General features: G+C 49.2%; 21 protein-coding genes. 11 read left to right on the forward strand and 10 right to left on the reverse strand.

All coding sequences use genetic code 11. The annotated features are described in order from the left end of the window. Positions 1–18: 18 nt before the first annotated feature. Positions 19–525, reverse strand: coding sequence for a transcription elongation factor GreA (gene greA / locus HMPREF0494_RS04995; RefSeq protein ID WP_007123854.1), 507 nt, complete (start codon positions 523–525; stop codon positions 19–21). Between the two features lie 84 nt (positions 526–609). Between greA and HMPREF0494_RS05000 the strand changes: the two genes are divergently transcribed. From HMPREF0494_RS05000 to HMPREF0494_RS05015, 4 genes are all read left to right on the forward strand, one after another. Beyond that, positions 610–1,683 (forward strand): hypothetical protein, encoded by a 1,074-nt coding sequence (locus HMPREF0494_RS05000; protein WP_007123855.1) that lies wholly within the window; start codon positions 610–612, stop codon positions 1,681–1,683. A 15-nt stretch (positions 1,684–1,698) separates the two neighbouring features. Then, positions 1,699–2,025: a hypothetical protein gene (locus HMPREF0494_RS05005; protein ID WP_007123856.1), complete on the forward strand. Its 327-nt coding sequence runs from the start codon at positions 1,699–1,701 to the stop codon at positions 2,023–2,025. A 393-nt stretch (positions 2,026–2,418) separates the two neighbouring features. Beyond that, a complete protein-coding gene (ald, locus tag HMPREF0494_RS05010) occupies positions 2,419–3,531 on the forward strand; it encodes an alanine dehydrogenase (RefSeq protein ID WP_040458812.1) in 1,113 nt (370 codons plus the stop codon). Continuing rightward, the gene (locus HMPREF0494_RS05015; RefSeq protein WP_007123858.1) at positions 3,524–4,891 is read left to right on the forward strand and encodes an APC family permease; all 1,368 of its coding nucleotides are present in this window, start codon (positions 3,524–3,526) and stop codon (positions 4,889–4,891) included. The genes ald and HMPREF0494_RS05015 overlap by 8 nt, the downstream gene beginning before the upstream one ends. A gap of 74 nt (positions 4,892–4,965) precedes the next feature. On the opposite strand, the gene HMPREF0494_RS05020 is transcribed toward HMPREF0494_RS05015, so the two are convergent. Genes HMPREF0494_RS05020 through HMPREF0494_RS05035 form a run of 4 tightly spaced genes read right to left on the reverse strand, consistent with a single transcriptional unit; the run spans position 4,966 to position 7,519 of the window. Next, a complete protein-coding gene (locus HMPREF0494_RS05020; RefSeq protein ID WP_007123859.1) occupies positions 4,966–5,190 on the reverse strand; it encodes a hypothetical protein in 225 nt (74 codons plus the stop codon). 14 nt (positions 5,191–5,204) lie between these two features. Then, a complete protein-coding gene (locus HMPREF0494_RS05025; protein ID WP_007123860.1) occupies positions 5,205–5,711 on the reverse strand; it encodes a YbhB/YbcL family Raf kinase inhibitor-like protein in 507 nt (168 codons plus the stop codon). Between the two features lie 27 nt (positions 5,712–5,738). Further along, a complete protein-coding gene (locus tag HMPREF0494_RS05030; protein ID WP_007123861.1) occupies positions 5,739–6,545 on the reverse strand; it encodes a tyrosine-protein phosphatase in 807 nt (268 codons plus the stop codon). After that, positions 6,542–7,519 carry an SGNH/GDSL hydrolase family protein gene (locus HMPREF0494_RS05035; RefSeq protein ID WP_007123862.1) on the reverse strand — a complete coding sequence of 326 codons (978 nt, stop codon included), beginning with the start codon at positions 7,517–7,519 and terminating at the stop codon, positions 6,542–6,544. Before HMPREF0494_RS05035 ends, HMPREF0494_RS05030 begins: the two co-directional genes overlap by 4 nt. Before the next feature lie 182 nt (positions 7,520–7,701). On the opposite strand from HMPREF0494_RS05035, the gene HMPREF0494_RS05040 reads away from it, so the two are divergent. The 4 genes from HMPREF0494_RS05040 to HMPREF0494_RS05055 all read left to right on the forward strand — a co-directional run bounded on the left by HMPREF0494_RS05040 (position 7,702) and on the right by HMPREF0494_RS05055 (position 12,206). Further along, positions 7,702–8,880 (forward strand): galactokinase, encoded by a 1,179-nt coding sequence (locus tag HMPREF0494_RS05040; protein WP_040458813.1) that lies wholly within the window; start codon positions 7,702–7,704, stop codon positions 8,878–8,880. 29 nt (positions 8,881–8,909) lie between these two features. Continuing rightward, positions 8,910–10,358 (forward strand): UDP-glucose--hexose-1-phosphate uridylyltransferase, encoded by a 1,449-nt coding sequence (locus HMPREF0494_RS05045; protein WP_007123864.1) that lies wholly within the window; start codon positions 8,910–8,912, stop codon positions 10,356–10,358. Between the two features lie 30 nt (positions 10,359–10,388). Further along, on the forward strand, positions 10,389–11,381 hold the full coding sequence (locus HMPREF0494_RS05050; protein ID WP_007123865.1) for a LacI family DNA-binding transcriptional regulator: 993 nt from the start codon (positions 10,389–10,391) through the stop codon (positions 11,379–11,381). Positions 11,382–11,591: 210 nt separating this feature from the next. Further along, positions 11,592–12,206, forward strand: coding sequence for a helix-turn-helix domain-containing protein (locus tag HMPREF0494_RS05055; RefSeq protein WP_007123866.1), 615 nt, complete (start codon positions 11,592–11,594; stop codon positions 12,204–12,206). 73 nt (positions 12,207–12,279) lie between these two features. Here HMPREF0494_RS05055 and HMPREF0494_RS05060 read toward each other — a convergent pair whose 3' ends face one another. From HMPREF0494_RS05060 to HMPREF0494_RS05070, 3 genes are read right to left on the reverse strand one after another with little or no spacing between them, the layout of a single operon-like run. Beyond that, the gene (locus HMPREF0494_RS05060) at positions 12,280–12,606 is read right to left on the reverse strand and encodes a metal-sulfur cluster assembly factor (protein ID WP_007123867.1); all 327 of its coding nucleotides are present in this window, start codon (positions 12,604–12,606) and stop codon (positions 12,280–12,282) included. Positions 12,607–12,608: 2 nt separating this feature from the next. Further along, on the reverse strand, positions 12,609–13,490 hold the full coding sequence (sdaAA, locus tag HMPREF0494_RS05065) for an L-serine ammonia-lyase, iron-sulfur-dependent, subunit alpha (protein WP_007123868.1): 882 nt from the start codon (positions 13,488–13,490) through the stop codon (positions 12,609–12,611). 15 nt (positions 13,491–13,505) lie between these two features. Then, positions 13,506–14,168 (reverse strand): serine dehydratase beta chain, encoded by a 663-nt coding sequence (locus tag HMPREF0494_RS05070; RefSeq protein ID WP_007123869.1) that lies wholly within the window; start codon positions 14,166–14,168, stop codon positions 13,506–13,508. A gap of 436 nt (positions 14,169–14,604) precedes the next feature. Between HMPREF0494_RS05070 and HMPREF0494_RS05075 the strand changes: the two genes are divergently transcribed. After that, positions 14,605–15,882 carry a dicarboxylate/amino acid:cation symporter gene (locus HMPREF0494_RS05075; RefSeq protein WP_040458814.1) on the forward strand — a complete coding sequence of 426 codons (1,278 nt, stop codon included), beginning with the start codon at positions 14,605–14,607 and terminating at the stop codon, positions 15,880–15,882. Positions 15,883–16,091: 209 nt separating this feature from the next. Next, positions 16,092–17,459 (forward strand): peptide MFS transporter, encoded by a 1,368-nt coding sequence (locus HMPREF0494_RS05080; protein WP_040458815.1) that lies wholly within the window; start codon positions 16,092–16,094, stop codon positions 17,457–17,459. Positions 17,460–17,701: 242 nt separating this feature from the next. Here the strand turns inward: HMPREF0494_RS05080 and HMPREF0494_RS05085 are convergent, their stop codons facing one another. After that, positions 17,702–18,154: an Lrp/AsnC family transcriptional regulator gene (locus HMPREF0494_RS05085; RefSeq protein ID WP_007123872.1), complete on the reverse strand. Its 453-nt coding sequence runs from the start codon at positions 18,152–18,154 to the stop codon at positions 17,702–17,704. A 204-nt stretch (positions 18,155–18,358) separates the two neighbouring features. On the opposite strand from HMPREF0494_RS05085, the gene HMPREF0494_RS05090 reads away from it, so the two are divergent. Further along, the gene (locus HMPREF0494_RS05090; RefSeq protein WP_007123873.1) at positions 18,359–18,817 is read left to right on the forward strand and encodes a universal stress protein; all 459 of its coding nucleotides are present in this window, start codon (positions 18,359–18,361) and stop codon (positions 18,815–18,817) included. Between the two features lie 349 nt (positions 18,818–19,166). Here HMPREF0494_RS05090 and HMPREF0494_RS05095 read toward each other — a convergent pair whose 3' ends face one another. After that, positions 19,167–21,131: a sugar MFS transporter gene (locus HMPREF0494_RS05095; protein ID WP_007123874.1), complete on the reverse strand. Its 1,965-nt coding sequence runs from the start codon at positions 21,129–21,131 to the stop codon at positions 19,167–19,169. Between the last annotated feature and the right edge of the window lie 326 nt (positions 21,132–21,457).

Consider the following 21,457-nt stretch of genomic DNA (forward strand, 5'->3'; position numbering starts at 1 on the left):
TGCCACCAGGCCAAAAATTTATTTCGCATTCAGGGCAATCTTAATGATGGTGACCTGGTAGGGCGCTTGTGGTGCCTGGACCGTGACGGTGGTGCCCGCCCTTTGGTGCATAATTGCCTGACCGAGCGGAGAATCGAAGGCCACCTTCTGCTTTGCCAGGTCGGCTTCCTGCTTCCCGACGATCCGGTAGGTGGCCACGTCGTCATCATCTTCAAAACGGAGGGTAACGCTCGTGCCCAGGTCGACCGTGCCGGCGTTGGTTGGGGCAATAATCTCCGCATACTGGAGCTGCTTGTTGAGGTAGCGGAGCCGGCTTTCCAGGTGCCGCAGTTCCCGCTTGGCCGTGCTGTACTCCGTGTTTTCTGAAAGGTCGCCAAGGGCACGCGCCGCCTTTAGCTGCTCAATTTTAGCGGGCCGCTGGGCTTGCAGGCGGGCAATCTCGTCCTCGATTTCCTGGTAGCCCGCCCTCGTCATCTTTTGAAAATAAACGTGTTTCATTGCTTCTTGAATCTTCTTTTTCTGCATTTGACTTCCCCCGTTACTTCTTTATTTTTTAATTATGATATGATAGAAAGGAAAATTCAATTTATGACGGAGGAGTAGTGAAGAATGAACGAACGAGAAGGAAAGGTTAAAGAGTTCCTTGCTTCGTCCACGTATCATCAGCTATCTGCTAACCAGCAAAAGCACGCGCAAGAAATCTTGACCCGCTTTACTCACCATATGGTGGAGGAACAGCACCTGGCCGACACCGCGTGGACTCCCCAGGCGGTTAAAGAAGTGATGGTGGGTGACTTTATTGCCGAGCCAACGCTGACCAACCAGTTTGGCATTGCCGTAGCCCCGGTTTTGAAGGCCTACCTGGCATTTATTCAAGCACCGAATTACCAAGAACTGAGCCAGGCAATTGACGACCAGCGGGTAAATATGAATGCCTGCCGAAAGGCGCACCAGACCTGGGCCCAGCTGCATGGTCAGCCAACTGCGCAAGCGCCCCAGCAGCCAGCGGCCCGGCCATGGTCGCAGGAACAGCTGGCGGCGTTTATTAAACGGGCCAAGGATGCCGCCGCACTAGAGCCGGAATTTCAAAGTCAGCCGTTAGATGGCGCCAGCCGCCAATACCTGGTTGGCCAATTTATTCGGCTGATGGCTCAGGAGTTTCACCAGTACCCTGGAAACTGGGCATTCAATGATTTGCAACAGGTGTTGGGGATGATGATGCCCTTAGACCCTGCGATCACGCCCAAGCAGATTGAAAACATCGTCCCAACCGCGCAGGCGCTGTTTGACTACCTCAAGCGGACGGGGCAGATTGATCTGGAACAATACCGGACCGCTTTGAAGTCAATCGCCAAGATGCAGCCATCCCAGGATATGTTAGCCAGTTTGACGCGATCAGAACGGGAAACCCAGTTAATGCTGTCCTTTATTCGGAGCAATGGGATCAACACCGATGATGTCCAAACAGCCGAAAAATGGATGGATGACCATCGCGCAGAAGTGGCGGGCTTTATGCGAACGCTACTAAACCCGTGGAGCGAGTATGAGCACCAGCAGCTGCTAAAACGGCAGCGGCGGCTGGCCCGGCAGCAAGCCGTGTCAACCGCGGCCCCAGCACCGCGCCGGGCCCCGCGGGGGGTTAAGTTTAGCAAGAAAGCCCGGCGGAAAAAGCGGCGCAGGTAGAAAGGAGGTCAGCTTATGAGCGTTGAGATTCCACAAAGCATGGACGACGTCGTTATGCAGGTCGCCCAGCGAAAACTTCATGGTGAACAGGTTACGGAAGATGAGGTAATCCACGGGGCGGTTCGGGATATTCTCCAGGCCCTGTTTGATGAAGCCCTGGAAGGCCACTATGATGATGTAAAATGGTCAGGAGAGCGGCTGCTAGTGACCGACTTTATGGGAAAAAAGGTTGGCGAAGTTAGCCCGCAGGGGGCGAGCTTTGTCGCGGACTTCCGCGAGAATGCTGACGCGTTGATCCTCCGGCTCGAGGAGGAAACCACCAAGCTGGTTGGTGGACGGTAAGGCGTTCGCCGGCCTTTGCGGAGGCTATTATTGAGCGCAAAAGTGAACAGCATGGTCTACAAACGACCGCTAGGGTTCGGCAAAAGTGAACCCTAGCGGTCGTTTGTGCTTGTTAAAAAGAATTGATTCCGTTAAAAGGTCGCGGGGCAAGCTGGTTCTAGTTAATTGTCTTGTTAGTGATTAAGTGACGACCGGGTAAGCTGGTCACCGCACTACCGGTGATCCTGCTTTTCATAACCATGTGAAATAAATTCTTTTATTATTTTAAATAGGTAGAAACGGCAATCGATACTGTTATTGATGCTAACTGGCTGCTTGCAGATGATTATAAAATATATTATTTTAAATGTAAGCATAAGGGGGAGGCGGCAAAATGAAAGGAGCATTCTAGTTATGCTAATCGGTATTCCAAAAGAAATCAAGAACCAAGAAGAACGGGTTGGGGCTACCCCAAGCATGGTTGCGAGCCTGGTTTCTGGCGGCCATGAAGTGATTGTTGAACATAATGCCGGAGTCGGCAGTGGCTTTGCCGATGCAGATTACTCCGCGGTCGGGGCTAAGATTGGCTCGGCTGACGAAGCATGGCAAACTGAGATGGTAGTCAAGGTCAAAGAGCCGTTGGCAACAGAATACCACTACTTCCGTCCGAACATGATTATCTATACTTACCTCCACCTAGCCGCCGACCCGAAACTAACGGCGGCAATGTTAGAAAGCAAAGTAACAGGAGTTGCCTACGAAACTATGGTTGGCCGGAATGGCGGGCTGCCATTACTGGCCCCGATGAGCGAAATTGCGGGCCGGATGTCCGTTCAGGTGGGAACCCACTTCCTGGAAGAACCGCACGGGGGCAAAGGCCGGCTACTTGCCGGGACGACCGGTGTAGCCCGGGGGAAGGTGACCGTAATCGGGGCCGGAACGGTTGGCTTTAACGCCGCCAAGATCGCCGTTGGCCTGGGTGCTCAGGTAACGATCCTGGATATTAACGCCTCCCGGTTAGAAGAGCTGGATAATCTGTTTGACGGGAAGGTCCAGACCCTAATGTCAACACCGCATAACATTGCCGAAGCGGTCAAGGCATCCGACCTGGTAATCGGGGCGGTGCTGATTCCGGGAGCAAAAGCGCCAACCCTGGTAACAACCGCAATGATTGAATCGATGGAGGCCGGGTCGGTGGTCGTTGATGTACCGATTGACCAGGGTGGGATCTTTGAAACGACGACCCACGCGACGACGCATGATGACCCGGTGTACGTCTCCCACGGGGTGCTTCACTATACGGTCGCTAACATTCCGGGGGCAGTGCCAAAAACTGCTACGGAAGCGCTGACCAGTGCCACGACCGGTCCCGCACTCAAAATTGCTAACCTGGGGATTGAAACGGCTGCGCAAAATGACCGGATGATTGCTACGGGTGTGAATACCTACGAAGGGGAATTAACTTCAAAGGCAGTGGCCGACAGCCTTGGGTTGCATTATCAGCCCCTCATTGACTTAATTGGCTAGCAAGCGGATTGACCCCAGCCTGGTCTTACGAAATGCACAAAAGGCGGAAAAAGATCGAACCTTCGGCCTGTTTGATCTAACAATTTTAGGTGTTGGGGCAATCATCGGGACGGGAATTCTGGTATTAACGGGAATTGTTGCTGCTCAGGATGCTGGCCCCGCGGTGACCTTGTCGTTCTTGATTGCCGCACTGGCGAGCTGCCTGATTGGTCTCTGCTATGCGGAACTAACGACTAGTATCCCCAACTCCGGCGGCGCGTATGTTTACAGCTGGGTATCACTGGGCCGGCTGCCAGCCTTCTTCACCGGCTGGACCCTGCTAGGGGTATATGTAACCACCACCGCCACTGTTGCAAACGGCTGGACCGGATACGTCAAATCGTTTCTGGCTGAGCTGGGGGTCAACCTGCCGAATAGTCTGCTGCTGCCAGCTGGCAAGGGCGGGGTGGTTAACCTCCCGGCGCTGTTGATGGTCCTGCTGATTACCCTGCTGCTCATGCAGGGGACTAGTCAGAGCAAGTTTGTCAATGACTGTCTGGTTTGTGTCAAACTCTTAGTCATCCTGCTCTTCATCGTGGTTAGTGTTCAAGACGTTAACCCGGCCAATTGGCACCCCTATTTCCCATACGGTGCCCGGGGAGTCCTAACCGGGGCGGGAACGGTCTTTTTCTCCTTTTTGGGCTTTGATGCACTGGCGACCTCCGCGGAAGATGCCAAGGACGTCCAACACACGATCCCCCGGGCAATCATTTACTCGCTGGCGATTTCAACCGCATTGTACGTAATTGTCAGCCTGATAATGACGGGGGCGCTGAAGTACCCCGCCCTTGACATCTCCGAAGCGATGTCCTTTGTCTTAATTGCCCATGGGCACTGGTTAGTGGCCCAGTTCGTATCGGCGGGGGCAATCCTGGGAATTATTGCGGTGGTGTATGCCTTTATCTACGCGGGGGCCAATATTATGAAGGCGATGAGCCGGGGCGGCTTCCTGCCGACTTCCTGGTCGCGGCTTAGTCAGCGCAGCGGCAGCCCCAACCGGGCAATCCTGCTAATTGGCTGTTTGGCCGCGATCCTTGCCGGTGAATTTGACCTTCACTACCTGGCATTAATTGCTAATGTTGGTTCCCTAATGGTCTTCCTGCTTGTTTCCTTGCTGGTGATGCTGCTGCGAAAACAGTATCCGGAACTGCCAAGACCGTTTGTGGTTCCGGGTGGGAAAGTGATTCCAATCCTGGCAATGCTGATCTGTGTGATTCTATTGGTCACGATTTCAATTGAAGCTTGGTTTTCTTACCTTATCTGGCTGGGCTGTGGCGGGGTGCTTTATCTAACTTACTCCCGCAAACACGTCATTGCTTAGGAAAAACGAAAAAGAGCGTAAAGACGCGGGTCATTAGACCTAGTCTTTACGCTCTTTTTTATATTCCATGCGGTTTACAGCTTATTCTTAACGTCGTACGGTTGCGACTTCTGGTGGCCCGCCGGGAGGGCGTCCTTGGCGTAGAAGATGGCGTATTCTTCATCGTCGGGCCCCTTAGCGATGACTAGTTCATCGCTTTGCCGTTCCCGCTTGAAGATTTGCCCCTTGCGGATGGCCTCGTTGTAGTCATGAATATTGGCGATTGAGTCACCAGGATTAAAAAAGATTCTTGTTTCCATAGATTATCACTTCCTTAGGCGCGACTAGGTAGGGTTACTTCGGCTTTAGCTAAAATGTGGCCCGCACTGGCGTGGATAAAGTCGTTTAACCAGTAGCCGTTTGTGAGGGGGAGGACCGTGTCCAGGGCGTAAACGGTTAGGGTGTAGTCATGGGCCTTGTCAGGTGGCTGGGGACCAACGTAACCAGTGCTGATCCGGGGATCGCCATTGACGAGCCGGCCGGCATTGCTGTTTTTGCCCTGGACAAGCTGGTCTGCTAAACTGCGGCTAGCGTTGGCTGGAATGGTAGTCATTGTTGCCGGAAGATTCGCCGCCAGCCAGTGGATCCAGGTGAAACCACAGACCGGCGTGGAATCAAAGTCGATAAAGACGAGGGCAAACGACTTTGTCGCCGCAGGAGCATCGCTGATCTTAATCGGGAATGACTTGATGGGGTGCTCCGCTAGCATTGCGCTGGCAGGGGCATATTTACCGTATTCGTCCGCCAGGAAGCCGTTTTCTAATGGAACTGAAACTTGCATCTGCACACATCCTCCTTATGTTCACAATTATAACCTTTCCTCGTCTAAATATAAACGTTGCAGGTCGGCCAGATCATGGCGGGTCAGGCCGAGGTAGTCAGTCAGGTAGTGTTTTGGATCACCAGCCAGCTGGTTGACGGTGTCAATTGCGGCCGTCAGGTAACCGGGAAAGACCGCCATCATGTCGCTGCGGTTCTTGATTACGGCGTCCCGGTTGCCTAGTTCAGCAGTGCTGGCTTGTAGTTGGGCCACCCAGCGCTGGCGAAATTCTGCGGTCGTTTCATTGGTCAGCAGGTAGTCTTGCAAAATCGTTTCACGTGGAACACCAAGGGCAGACAGGATCAAAAAGGCCCCGAAGCCGGTCCGGTCTTTTCCCGCCGTGCAGTGAAAAAGGGTTGCACCAGCAGAATTGGCCAGCAGCAGGGAAAACATCTTGCGGTAAGCCTGCCGTGCGCTGGCCAGTTTTGCCATATTTCGGTACTCCAGCTGCATATGCCGGTAGCCGTTACCTGGTTCCTGCATTTCTTGGGCAACCTCCTCGTCACTGCGCGAGGCATTGGTGACGTCGACGTTAAAAACGGGGAGGTGGTAGTACTTGGCAGTTTGGGGAATCCGGTCGGGTGCCGCAAGAATTTCCGGCTTTGAACGCAAGTCAATGTCGATGGTGACGGGCACTGCCGCGAGGGTTTCCTGATCTTGGGAGTTAAGCCGGCTGAGGGCCCCCGCCCGAATCAGGCGCCGCCACTTAACGGTTCGGCCATCACTTGTACGGTAGCCACCAAGGTCACGGAAGTTATAACCGTGGTTAATTGGGAGTAATCGTTGCTGAGTCATGATTGCGGCCTCCTTGTTTTCGCTAGTGCTGCTTTCAGTACCGGGGCGAGCCGGCGTCCCGCTGCAATGGACCCGGCCTGGTTCGGGTGAAGCCCATCGGTAAAGTCCGGGCACCAGCCCGTGGTGTTTACTAATTCTAATCGGTGGCTAGCAGCTAGTTGACGGATTTCCCTTTGAAAAGTTTGGCTAAACGGGGTTAAGAGCAACAAACGGCTGTCCGGAAATGTGGTGGCCACCTGCTTTAAGAACTGGTCGTAAGCCAGGATAAATTGGCTAGCAGCAAAGCGACGGTCATTAACCCCTAAGTTCACTACCACCACTTGGGGGCGGTTTACCCGCCAGGTAGTGCCGGCATCAATCCGGTTCAAGAAGCCCTTCGCGGTTGGTACACCGCCAGTACCGGGACGGAGAACACCAGCGGCGGAGTAAGCAATCCGCACACCATCAATTTCCAGCAGGTCGCTGGCAGTCGCGACGTAATTGCTTTCTGGACGGTAATCAACGGCGGCGTGTTTTCCCCGCACCCAGCAGCCGGCGGTAATTGAATCACCGATGAAGTTAACGACGGGGCGTTTTGCCGCTGGCACCAGCTGCCCATCCTTGGCATCAAGGCCCCGAATGGCGAACCCTTCCTGGCCGGTCCAGACTTCATCAAAGTCGCTATTACCTGCTGTCATGATTTCTAGCAGGTGGTCCTTACGATCGGGCAACCCTAACTCAACCGGCTGCGCTTGTGCGCAAAACCGGTGCCATGGCTGCTGGTCGTAACGCCACGCATAGACCTGCCGGGGCGTGCCCGGGTGGCTATTATTGATCGTATTGACGTTAACAGTGGGGGTTCCACTCACCTTAAAGCGAACGACACTCCCCAGATTAGTCGTATACAGGGCCGGGTGTCCTTTGATAGTTTTCGTTACCCACCGGCCGGTTCGCTGGGCCAGTGGGAGTAGTTGACTTGGTGAATATTGCGTCATGGGGCTCGCTCCTCCCTTACTTTGTCCATTTTAACATTTTTTAGCTCCTCAATTTAGTAAGCGCTTCCGAGATTTATTTAACAAAAATGAAAGCGCTTATTGACGAGAGAAGTAAATGAGCTTAAAATATATTTAGTAAAAGTTTACTACGCAGTTTTATTTGGACAATGGAGGTTATCGTGATGGATAAGCAACAGTTTCTTGACGAATACAAAGCAGTCTTTAACGAAAACGGCAAGGACGTTTTCTTCTCCCCCGGCCGGATTAACGTCATCGGCGAACATACTGACTATAATGGCGGCCACGTCTTTCCGTGTGCCATTAGTATCGGAACGTATGGCGTTTACGGCCCGCGGGAAGACAGCACGGTCGCGGTTTATTCCGCCAACTCTGCCAAGGAAGAAAACAGCAAGATTATTACCTTTGACATTAACGATGACCAGCCCCAGACTGCGGCTGACGAAAAGTGGGTCAACTACTTCAAGGGGATGCTGGTGTACCTCAAACAGCGCAACTACAAGATTGACCACGGCTTCAACCTGTACATCCACGGCTACCTGCCATACGGTTCCGGTCTGTCATCATCAGCTTCTATTGAAATGCTGATGGGAAACATTTTGAAAGACGAATTCAACCTGGACATCGACGAGGTCGAACTGGTTAAACTGGGTCAGAAGACCGAGAATGACTTTGTCGGCCTGAATTCCGGAATCATGGACCAGTTTGCTGTCGGAATGGGTAAGAAGAATAATGCCATCTTCTTGGATTGCAACACCTTGGAATATAAGTACCTGCCGCTGGAACTGGGCGATTACGAAATCCTGATTATGAGCACGAATAAGACCCACTCCCTGGCCGGTTCCAAATATAACGAGCGGGTGGAAGAGTGTGGCGAAGCCGTTAAGCGCCTCAGCAAGAAGCTTAACATTAACAAGCTGGGTGAAATCGACCCGCAGACCTTTGACCAGTACACCTACCTGATTAATGACGATACTCTGTTGCGGCGGGCCCGGCACGCAGTTAGTGAAAATGAACGGACCAAGCGGGCCATCGACGCGATGGAAAAGGGCGACCTGGAAGAGCTGGGGCGGCTGATCAACGCCTCCCACGTTTCCCTGAAGTATGACTACGAGGTTACCGGAAAGGAACTGGATACCCTGGCCGAGAGTGCTTGGGAACAGCCAGGCTGCCTCGGTGCCCGGATGGTCGGCGGCGGTTTTGCCGGGAGCGCAATTGCCATTGTCAAGAAGGCCGCGGCCGAAGACTTCAAGAAGAACGTTGGTAAGGTATACCGGGACAAGATTGGCTATGACGCCAGCTTCTATGATGCCGAAGTTGTTGACGGGCCACATAAGCTGTAATTAATGCCATTTGCAAGGAGAATGAGAACATGAAGTTAATGGAAGAGTATGCCGATAAGGTAATTGCCAGTGGGGCTTACGAGCCGCTGGACCGGATTTACGTGCTGAATAAGATTCGGGCGCTGGTCGGCGATGAAGATGTGGATGCTCAAACGGCCCAGCCATTAGTGGCCCAGTTAGTTGATCTCGCTGTTAAGCACGGCCAAATTGAAGATGGGCAAACCGCCCGGGAAATTCTCAACGACCAGCTTTATGACTTGATGACTCCCCGGCCGTCAGTGGTTAATAATACTTTCTGGGAAAAGTACCAACAGTCACCGACAACGGCAACGGACTGGTTCTACAAACTGTGTACCAGAAACGACTACGTCAAGGTGGCAGCAATTAAGAAGAACGTGGTCTTTGATAAACCAACCAAGTATGGTAACTTAGAGATTACCATTAACCTGTCCAAGCCAGAGAAGGACCCGAAGGCCATCGCTGCGGCGGCGCATGATACCAAAAAGAAGTACCCGCAGTGTGCACTGTGCATGGAAAACGAAGGCTACAAGGGCCGCTTAGGCCAAGCCGCCCGGAGCAACCACCGAATTATCCGGATGACCATCGGCGGCAAGCAGTGGGGCTTCCAATATTCGCCATATGCTTACTTTAATGAACACTGTATCTTCTTGTACGGCAAGCACGAACCGATGAAAATTAACCGGCAGACACTGGTTAACCTGGTGGAAATCGAAAATCAGCTACCCGCTTACTTTGTTGGCAGCAACGCTGATCTGCCAATTGTCGGCGGCTCGATGCTGGCTCACGAACACTACCAGGGTGGTCGGCACGTCTTCCCGATGATGAAGGCGACGATTAAGAAGCCGCTACACTTTGCTGAGTACCCAGCGGTCGAAGCGGGGATCGTCAACTGGCCGATGAGTGATCTCCGTTTGACCAGCGCGGACGCCGGCCAGTTGATTGACCTGGGGACCCACATCATTGACGTTTGGGACCATTACAGCGATGAAGCCCTGAGTATCAAGGCCTTCGACGGGGGAACCCGCCACCATACCGTGACGCCAATCATGCACCGCGACGGTGAAAAATACGTCTTGGACCTGGTTTTGCGGGATAACAACACGAGCGACCAGTACCCGCTGGGCATTTTCCACCCGCACGAAAAGCTGTGGCACATCAAGAAGGAAAACATCGGCTTGATCGAAGTGATGGGGCGGGCAATTCTGCCGGCCCGGCTCAAGGGGGAACTGGCAGAAGTCAAGAAGTTTTGGCTGGGCCAGGAGAACAAGATTGCAGACAGTCACCTGGCCTGGGCGAAGGAAGTCCAGAGCAGTCAAACCATCACTGCCAAGAACGTCGATGAGGTGCTGGAACAAGAACTGGCCAACGTCTTTGCAAACGTCCTGGAAAACGCCGGAGTCTTTAAGGACGATGCGGCCGGTCAGGCAGGCTGGGAACGCTTTGTGGCGCAACTATAAAGGCAGTAACCGAAAGGAGCATGTTTAAGGATGGCAGTAACGTTACGAGACATTGCGAATAAGGCAGGGGTGTCAATCGCTACGGTATCGCGAATCCTTAATAATGACGCGACCCTTTCCGTAAATGAAAAGACCCGCCAGCGGGTGATTGAGACGGCGGAACAGTTTAACTACACCAAGCACAAGCGGCCGCAAAATAACCAGGTCCAAAAGATTGCCGTGATCCAGTGGTATTCGCTTACCCAGGAGCTGGACGACCTGTACTACATGGCAATCCGGATGGAAATTGAGCGGTCGGCGCAACAGCGGGGCCTGCAAACGGTGCCGATTTACCAGAACAACATGGAGGATATTCCCCAGGACGTGACGGGGATTATTGCCATCGGTAAATTTAGTAATTCCCAGGTCGAAAAGCTGCGCCTGGTCACGAAGAACATTGTCTTTGTCGACTACGACAGTCTGGCGGCCGGGTATGACTGTCTGGTGCCTGACTTTGAAAACGCGGTGCGTTCGGTCATTAGTGAATTTATCAACGAGGGAATTGAAGACATTGGAATGCTGGCAGGAACGGAAACCACGACGGATAACGAAATTGTGCCGGACCTGCGGCGGTTCTACTTTGAAAGCGACCTCCGCCAGCGGGGTCTGTATCATGCGGAGTATATGCTAGCCGGCGACTACACCTCGATGTCGGGCTATCAGGCCATGAAACAGGCAATTGACCGCTTAGGCGACCGCTTGCCCCACGGGATTTTTATCGCTAATGATCCAATGGCGGTGGGGGCACTAAAGGCGGTTCAGGAAGCCAAAATTGCAGTTCCGCAACGGCTGGCTCTGATCAGCTTTAACGACACCGCCCTGGTAAAGTACGTGTACCCAAGTATGTCGGCGGTCCATGTGGCGACTGACGAGATGGCCCACGCGGCGGTCGCAATGATGATTAAGCGGCTCCAGCGGCCGGATGCCGACCCGTGCAAGACGGTCGTCGGGACGCACCTGATTAAGCGGCAGACGACCAGGTAGGATCTGTAATTTTAACTAAAACGATGAATGACGGAGCAAAAATGGCACCGTTATCCATCGTTTTTTGTTTGAATTAGTTTGCCTTCCCATAGATGATGAGTGCTTGCCAAACGTTGCTATATCAGCAATGCAAAGCAGCTTTGCTTGCCAGAAATTGCCCTGCTTTAATATAATCTATTCAGCATTAGTGAGCGCAAAGGAGAATCATCAATGGATTTTAGTACGCAAATTAAAGAACAGCGAAAGAAGCTCGGGTTAACCCAAGCTGATGTTGCCCACCAGCTTTTTGTGACCCGCCAGACGATTTCAAATTGGGAGCAGGGCAAGAGCTACCCGGATTTGGCGATGCTGGTGAAGCTCAGCGAGGTTTACCGGATTTCGCTTGATACCCTGCTTAAAGGTGACCGCCGGTTGAAAAGCTATTTGGAACAGGGAAAGGCCTACAATGCCTTTAGTGTGTTTAAAGGGTTGTTTTTCATCTTATATGGATTGTTTTTCCTAATAACGGATGAACTAAATTATAAGTCACCAGTTACGCAGTTTTGTATCTGGGGATTTGTGACGATCTTTTTGATTGCTATTTTGTATGGCTGGTACATTCAGCCCTTTTTCCTGGGCATGGATAAGCGGCTGTTTAACCGGAAGGGCCACCGGCCAGACCAACAGGCTACCTGGCTTAACAAAGCCTGCTGCGGGTTGGTAATCATGATTCTTGGAACAATGGTGATCGTCAATAATAACTGGAGTGACTACCTGCTGACGTTGGCCCTGACAGTTGCGGGCCTGATGAATATTTTCCAAAAGTATATGTGGAAGCAGGTTTAAGGAATCAAAGTGGTGAAATAATAAGCGGCCCCATAGCAGGAATGAATGGTTTTCTGCTATGGGGCCGTCTGGTCTAATGGCTATTGTTATGAATACCTAATGCTAATTTAGCCGCCCGGCTTAATCTTTGCGGTGACCATGCTGGTTCCCACACAAATTGCACATCAACACTTCGGACTTCGGCAACCTGGTTAACTGCTGTTTGAACTTCCTTTATTAAATATTCGGTAAGCGGACAGCCAATGGTGGTTAAGGTCATTTCAATGAGGCAGATACCATGATCATCTAAATCGATTGTATAAATTAAACCAAGGTTAACTAGATCGATCCCTAGTTCGGGGTCAACAACGGTACTGAGCTGGCTAATGATGTCATCACGAATAGCTTGGGCACTCCGCATGGCTAAACCTCGTTGCCAAAAATACGCGCTTTGATAGCCTGGCCAGTTGGGGTACCAGCCAAGCCGCCCATTCCGGTTTCGCGTAATGATGCTGGTAAGCCTCGGCCAACTTTATCCATTGCCATGATGCATTCATCTGTCGGAATTTTACTGGTACATCCCGCTAATGCCAGGTCGGCAGCAATTAGAGCATTTCCTGCGCCAATTGCATTTCGTTTGACACATGGAATCTCTACCAACCCAGCAATCGGATCACAGACGAGCCCCAGCAGGTTAGAGATGGCAATTGACATGGCTTGAGCGCTTTGCTCGGGGGTTCCACTGGCAGCTTCAACTGCTGCGGCAGCACCCATTGCGGAGGCACTGCCGACTTCTGCCTGACAGCCACCCGTTGCACCAGCAATTCCTGCATGATTAGCAATTACTAATCCTACCCCGCCAGCAGTGAAAAGGAAGTTAATCATTTGCTCTTCGGTCAAAGCGAGCCGCTCTTTCAGCATAAATAAGATTCCAGGGAGGGTCCCGGATGAACCAGCAGTCGGTGTTGCGCAAACAACGCCCATTGCAGCATTAACTTCGTTAGTAGCAATCGCTCCTTGAACGGCGGCCATCATCGCATCGCCTGATAAGGGGTGCCGCCTGGTCCGGTAGTTTTTAATTTTGACTGCCTCGCCGCCTGTTAGGTGCGTTTGAGAAAAGACCCCTTGCCCACTTTCTCCACGTTGAACAGCGGCCTGCATTGTTTGAAGGTTTACGGCCATTCGTTGCCAGACTTCATCGCGATTTTTCCCGGAAAGGCGACATTCTTGCTCAATGATTAACTCGGCAATTGAATTTCCGCTTTCGGTTGCTGCAGACACGATTTCTTGAATGCTGTCGTACATCAGTAAGCCTCCTTTCTATAAACAAATAACGTCTTTGAACTGTTTTTCGATTTGTTGGATCGTAGCCGCGCTCATGTAGTTTTTGATATCAAATTCATAAATATCATTGACTGGGCCCTTGAGCGATTGCTTACGGTAAAATGGAGCAATTTTCTCGACTACTCCAGTTAATTCGACAGCGTTCGGATGCTGCTTGCCTCGATCAATATAAACAATAATTGGTAAGGGACCAGCCGGCTGGACCGTAATATTATCAATTACGAATTGGCGAATTTCAATTGACCCACCACCAATTGAACAGGCAGTTAATTCGACGACGTGCTGATCATTTTCAACTTCAAGAACAGCGGTGTTAGGATGATGGATCGGGCTAGGACCTTCTTCTTCTACAAAGCGGATGTCGATTCCCCGCTGCCGAGCGAGTTCAACCGCCCTTGGCACACGCGGGTCGGCGGGTAAAAAGCCTTGGACGCCTGCAGCGATTGCATAATCAGTGCCGTGACCGCGATGTGTTTTAGCAAACGATTCATAATAATAAACTGTAACTTTTTTGATGGGCCCGTTAAACAGCTTATATGCCGCTCGCCCAATTGCAACTGCACCTGCAGTGTGTGAACTTGAAGGACCAATCATAGTTGGCCCGATAATGTCAAAGACACTCCGGAATTTTGCGCCCATTGTATGCTCCTTTCGCTAAATCGGACTTGGCTAAATTTTACTATTTTAGATTAAATCTTTTTAGGTACTTTTTAAAGGTAAATTGTTGTTCAACTATTTTGTTGTGATTTTTAAATAGTGAATAATACAAAGGACAATAAAATATTGACGATTTTACTTAGCACTTTGCAATAAATTTCTGAAAATTATGGGCAAACGATTTAAAGCTTATTTTCCTTTAATATCAATAAAAGAAGGACAATTGGTACGGACTGAAGGAAAATAATAAGAAAAATCAGAACGTTTCATTTGAAAATGGCTAATTATGTTATTTATAAATAGTGAATAAAGATTGATTACAATTAATTGTAGTTCGTATTTTGACCGAAAAAGGCGTGAAAAGCGGTAGGGGATGTGCTAAAGTAATTAGTGACATTAAAAGAGAGAAGGATGGAAAGTGAAATACTACCGCTTTGGCCGGCTGAGCATGGGCTGGCAAATAATGATTGGTTTGGTGCTAGGGATTATCTGTGGGGTAATCTTTTACCAAAACAAGGGTGCCATCACGGTAATGCAAAGTCTAGGAACGATCTTTATCCGGCTAATTCAAATGATCGTGATGCCGATTGTGGTTTCCTGCTTGACGGTTGGGATTGCTAATATTGGCGATATTAAAAAGCTGGGACGAATTGGGGCCAAGACGTTGATCTACTTTGAAGTTCTGACTACAATTGCCCTGCTACTTGGGATTGGGATGGCCAACCTTACCCACCCGGGTTCTTTTATTAACATCCATGATCTCCACGCAACGGATATTTCGCAATATATGTCGACGGCAAAGCACGCGGCTCATGATAGCGGGTTCTGGCCGCTAATTCTTTCAATTATTCCGACAAACATCTTTAAGTCGATGTCTGATGGGGACATGATGCCGGTAATTTTGTTCTCCGTCCTCTTTGGTTTGGGGATCGCAGCTGTTGGTGAGAAAGCGAAAATCCTGATCGACGTCTTAAACGGGGTTTCAGAAGTGATGTTCAAGGTTACGAACTGGGTAATGAAGTTTGCGCCAATTGGTGTCTTTGGGCTGATTGGGATGACCATTGCGGAAATGGGGATTAGCGCCCTGCTGCCGCTCGGGTACTTTATCTTGATTGCCTACGTGACGATGATTATTTTCATTGTTGTTGTGTTAGGAATTACGGCCCACCTCTTCCACCTGCGTTATTGGAAGACGATGCGGGTCATCTGGGATGAAATTATCTTAGCCTTCACAACTGCCAGTTCTGAGGTGACACTGCCCCGGCTGATGAAGAAAACCCATGAGATGGGGGTTGAAAAAGGGGTTACCTCCTTCGTCATTCCAACCGGGTATACGTTTAACCTTGATGGATCCGCGATTTACCAGTCGTTAGCGGCAATTTTCCTTGCCCAGGCGTACGGCCTGCACTTGACGTTGGCCCACCAGATTGCACTGCTGGTAGTATTGATGATTACCAGTAAGGGAATGGCTGGGGTACCCGGGGCTTCCTTCGTAGTCCTACTAGCTAGTGTTTCAACGATTGGGGTTCCAATGGCGGGATTGACCTTTATTGCGGGAATTGACCGCTTTGTTGACATGGGCCGGACGGCAGTTAATGTTGTGGGGAACTCAATTGCAACCCTGGTAATTGGTGAGTCTGAAAAGTCGCTGAACCGGGAGCAATACAACCACTACTTAGATAATTACGGGAAGTAATAGAATTTAAACTAAAAAATGGGAGTCACATGACTCCTGTTTTTTAGTTTAGAAGATAATTTTATTTATTACAGAGTATTTTTTATTGTTTAATAAATAGCTTTTTATTAACTGAGTTTGATAAAGCGCTCACATACTGATAAGATTAGTAATGATGAGTGGTTTGTATTAATTAGTTTATGGGTCAGATTTGGAAAGAAGGAATAAAAATGAATACTTCAACGGTTAAGTCGAAAAGACCATTTGGCTTTTACGTTTGCTCGTTGGGTTTTACCTTTGAAAGGGCAGCTTTTTATACTGTTAAATACATGCTGGCCATTTGGATTGCTACATCTGTTGCCAAAGGTGGCCTTGGCCTGACCGATGTTAAGGCGGCCTCAATGGCGGCTTCCTTTTTAGCGTGGACTTATATTGCACCGGTATTTGGTGGATACGTTGCTGACTACTGGCTTAATCCGCGTCTCTGCGTTGCGCTCGGTATGATTTTAATGGGAATTGGCTATGCCGTTGCCTGGCAAGCTCACTCTATTGGAATGGTATGGTTAATGATTATCTTAGTTGCAATTGGTACTGGTCTATTTAAAGGTAATCTGTCCGGAATTAACGGCTTGCTTTTCAATGATGAACGAGAACTGAACGAAGCCTTTTCAATTCAATATTCATTTGTTAACGTTGGTTCATTCACAGGGACAACCTTTATCGTATTGTTGATTGCTTCATGGGGATTTAACCTTGTATTCTTACTTTGTGCGGTTTTGATGTTTGTTGACGCCATTTGGTTTATTTGCAATATGCGGTCGCTCGGAGATGCCGGTAAAAAGCCATTTAAGGTTGACCAACGGAAGTTTAATACGGTTGCTACTACTAAAAAGGAAAAGGAGAATGAAGAAAAAAATAAGCCATTAACCTCAGGTGATAAGAAGCGGATTGCTGCAATTATTCTAGTTACGTTATTCTCAGTTATCTTCTGGATGGTTTGGTATATGGCCTATATGCCAGTTTACTACTACTTTGGCCATGGAGATGGGGCGGACTTTTTGAACCGTGCCAATTGGATGATTGGTTCATTTGACGTTCCAACCTCATACTTTGACTCCATGAATGCCATTGTATGTATCGCCTTAGGGCCAATCTTTGGTCGTCTTTGGACAAAGCTGGCGGAACGGCCACAAGGTGATATGAGTATGTTTAAGAAGACTGCGTTAGGGATTATCTTCATCGGTTTTGCATACGTGGCAATGGTTCTTGCTGATATGGTTGGTCACGGGCATACTTCTCTCTGGTGGATTGCATTGGTTGCTATCTTAATGTCCGTTGGTGAAATGGTCTTCTCTCCAATGGGAAACTCCTTCATTACTAAACTAGCACCGGCTAAGGTAATGGGGCTACTACTAGGTTTCTGGCCAATTGCCGTCTTCTTTGCAACTTTAATCTATCCGCAAGTTTACGCACTTTTGAAGACCAGTAATCCGGCACGATTCCAAATGGGCTATGGTATTTTGGCAGCGATTGTCATTATCCTTGGGTTAATTCTCTGGTTTGCCAGTCGGAAACTGGATGCGTTGGAAAAGAGTTAACTCAGAAAATAGGATAGATTTATTAAAAAGCTCGCGCATTGGCGTGAGCTTTTTTGTATAGATTAAGTAATCGTGGGTAGATATCCTACAGATAATTCTATTTATAAAAAATATGTTTGAAAGTTAAAATAGCTTGTGAATATTAATTTTAGTACTTGCAAAAATTACTCATAGGTTTCCGGTTAAAAGAAAAACTATCCGAATAGACATTGAACCACTACTAGTTCTTGTTTGCGTGATTCTTAATCAAGAGTTTCGTTATCCAGCGTAATCCCCCGATGCTGAACGCTAGTGCTGAAGACGATTTGGGTACTAGTCTTGCCGAACCGTTGCTGAATAGTATTGATGAAGTCATCTAGGTCAGTCGTGGAGGGGAAGACGACCTCCATGATTTCCGAGTAGTCACCGGTGACACAATTGCATTCTACGACGTTGGGAATACTTTGCACATAAGGGTAAAACTCCTTCTTCTGGCGGGGCTCCAGTTGGACCTGGATAAAGGCCCGGACGTGAAAGCCGATTTTTTCCATGTCGATGGAGGAATGGTAGCCATTAATAATGCCAGCCTTTTCGAGTTTGTTAATGCGGGCAGCGATTGCCGGCGAGGAAATAAAACATTCCTTTGACAAGTCTTTTAAAGAGGCCCGGGCGTTTTTTTGCAATGAATTAATAATTTTACGATCAATCTTATCCATCTGGTAAACCTCATCTTATCCCATTAAATTATAATGCATTTTTTCTCATGGTAAATTAATGTGCTGACTGAATTGTAGGCGATTTACTGGTCAATGTCAATTGTGAAAAATTTAGCTACTTCACGGGAATGCTTACTCCTCCCGGCCATTTAATGGTACAATAAGATTAAACAATACAAGAAGCTGCATTGGAGGCTTAAGCATATGGATCAAGAATACCAAAACATTTTAGTGCCGGTCGATGGTTCCAAGGAATCCGAATTGGCTTTAGAGCGGGCAATCTTTGTTGCTAAGCGTAATGGTGCTCACGTTGATGTCTTAAACGTTATTGACACGCGGGCAATGGCCTATAACTTTGCAGGGATGTCAGACGGGAGCATTGCGTACCAGCTGGTTGACAAGTCCAAGGAATACCTTAGCAAGCTCTTGAAGACAGCTAAGGATAAGAATGATTTTGACAACATGGATATTCACATTCGTTTGGGCAACCCCAAGACGATTATCTCTTTTGACTTTATTCACGACCACCACAACGACATGATTATGATTGGCGCGAGTGGTTTATCACGGATGCAACGGGCAGTGATGGGGTCTGTGACCTCCTACGTCAAGCGGAATGCTCCGGTGGACGTCCTGGTTGTACGGACCGCCGTTGACCAATAGCATCGTTTAAGCTAAAGCTAGTGACAGGTTGAGCCGAGTGCGGCCCAGCCTGTTATTTTTATCAAAGGGGCCCCACTTGAGATGGCGAATCCTGCTAATGAAAACAGCTGTCAGGGCCTTCGGGAAACGAATTAAACCGCTGTGCGCACAACGGTTCTCAATTATTAATGCCGGTTAGTTCTTTTTCGGTATCACAAAAAGCGAGACTGGAGAGAAAACGATGCTTTCTCTCCAGTCTCGTGCTGGTTCTTGAATATTTCCGGTAATAGCGTGGCAAGCAGTGAGCTAGTGACGAGCCTAGGCTCTGCATAAAGTCCTGCAACTGCTTCCCACTCACGTTGCTTATTGGCTAATCAACCGCTTCATTCGCTGAATCTTTTTTGGTAACTTTCAAGACGTTGTCCTTCGTAGTTACCTCGGCACCGGCCTTAACCAGCATCTTGAGGTCAAAGCTTTCACTATTAGTAACCGTGACGATTACCGTGTCATCCAGTCCCGCCTTCTTGATGGTTGGGTCCCAGAATTCCATCAGCTCCTGGCCCTTTTCGACGTGCTGACCCTTGTTAAAGTAGGTTACAAAGCCGGTTCCGTGGAGTTTAACGGTATCGATCCCAACGTGGATCAGGAGGGCAATTCCGTTATCGGAAACAAGACCGACGGCGTGCCGGGTAGAGAAGGTTGCCCGCACCGTTCCGGCAAATGGTGCATAAACTTTTCCATCAGTTGGCTTAATTGCGAATCCTTCACCCATCTTGCCTTCAGCAAAGGCCGGATCGCTAACGTCGCTTAAGTTAACAACCTTACCAGCAACCGGAGTTGGAATTTCGGTTTCACCCAGCTGGAGTTGCGGAGCGGCTTCTTCAACCGCGGTGTCGGCAGCAGCTTCGTTCCCCTTGAATTGCTTACCCCAAGTTTGTTCCAGTTCAGCCACAATCTTAGCGTGCGAGCCTTCATCCAGCTTAACCTTGATGGCAAAGATGATGATCCCGACGATGATTAAGGAGATTGGGATTAAGAACATGTAGATCTTGAAGACGCTGACTCCGTGAGCAGAGATGGTTGCAGCAGTAGCCCCACCGGTCATCCCAGCGGCAACGGTAGCCATTCCGACAACCCCGTTGGCAACGGCGCCACCGAACTTATCCAGCAGCGGCCGAATTGACAGGGTTAGCGATTCGTCCCGGTGACCTAACTTCAATTGACCATATTCAACGGAGTCGGTAATCGTCATCAGAACAACCAGGAAGATAATCGGTTGCGGGATGAAGAATAATTCGGCCCCGAGCAGGACGAGCGCTAATGACTTGCCGGCAAAGGCAAAAATCAGAGCACCAATAACTTCAATTGTGGCAGCGCCGTAGAAGAGCTTATGCCGCCCAATCTTACCAGAGAATAGCGGGAAGGCAAAGACGGAAATCACACCGACAACCGTGTTCAAACCACCCAGAATTGAGAAGGCCTTGGAGTTGCCAAGGACGTAGGTGAAGTAGTACAGTTCAAAACTGTTCAGCAAAGTCTGTCCAGTAGTGAAGAATAGGTAGGACATCGCAATGGCCAGCAACTGGTCATTCTTGATCAGGATGTGCAGAATATCCTTGAGCTTCGTCTGTTCCTTGTTTTCCCGCAGCAGCGACTTCTGTTCGTGGGTGAACATCCCCACCCCGATTGCCGTGATTGCAGAAACTGCGGCAACGATTACGGCGAAGATAAACCAACCACGGTCATCACCGGTTCCGCCATTTTGGTTAATGGAGAAGAACAGAACCATTGGCATGATGACAAAACCAATGATTTGCCCACCGATGGTTGAACCAACCCGGGCAAAAGTAGCTATCTTATCCCGTTCGTGTGAATCAAAGGACATGGCAGGGATCATTGACCAAAAACCAACATCGTTGAAGGAGTAGAAGATATCCATGATAATGTAGATAATGGCAAAGACAACCAGGTACAGGTAGGGACTGGAAACGTTCAGTCCGCCAAGTGGCGTGAATAAAGCAGCCAGGAGGACGGCGGAAATAACACCACCGCCGACAACCCACGGCTTAAACTTCCCCCACTTAGTATTGGTCCGGTCAATTGCGTTCCCGATTAACGGGTCGATCAGTAATTCGACAATCCGCAGAATCATGATAATGAGGGTAACGTAACCGACCATTCGATTATCAAAGTGCTTGTCGCTTGAAGTAAACAGGTGACCAGTAACGTACATCATAAAGTACGTTGACAGTAATGCAAAGAAAGCGTCATGTCCGAACGCCCCGAGAGAATATGCGAGACGTGAGCGGACTACATGTGGCTCTTGCTTATCCATTCTTGACTCCCCTTTTCTGACAAAATAAATAATTGCTTACATCCATCATGTTAAGCGCTTTCACTAAAGTTGTCAATAATCTTTTAGTAAAATTTTACGATAATTATTCACTTTGCTTCACTATTTTACCCAGTGCGTCTAATATCATCAATTACCCTTGATAAAGTCAATTCGTGGATATTTCGTTCACCAATATGCTAGGTAAACTTTTAGTAAGCGCCTGCTTAAATAGGGGAGAACAGGTCAAATCGTGGTTAAGGTCTTTGAAAGATTAATGTGAAATTTATCAAATAAATGACCCGTGGGCTTTTTAGTAATTAAAAAGG

The sequence above is a fragment of the Limosilactobacillus antri DSM 16041 genome, from assembly GCF_000160835.1.
Lineage (GTDB): Bacteria > Bacillota > Bacilli > Lactobacillales > Lactobacillaceae > Limosilactobacillus > Limosilactobacillus antri.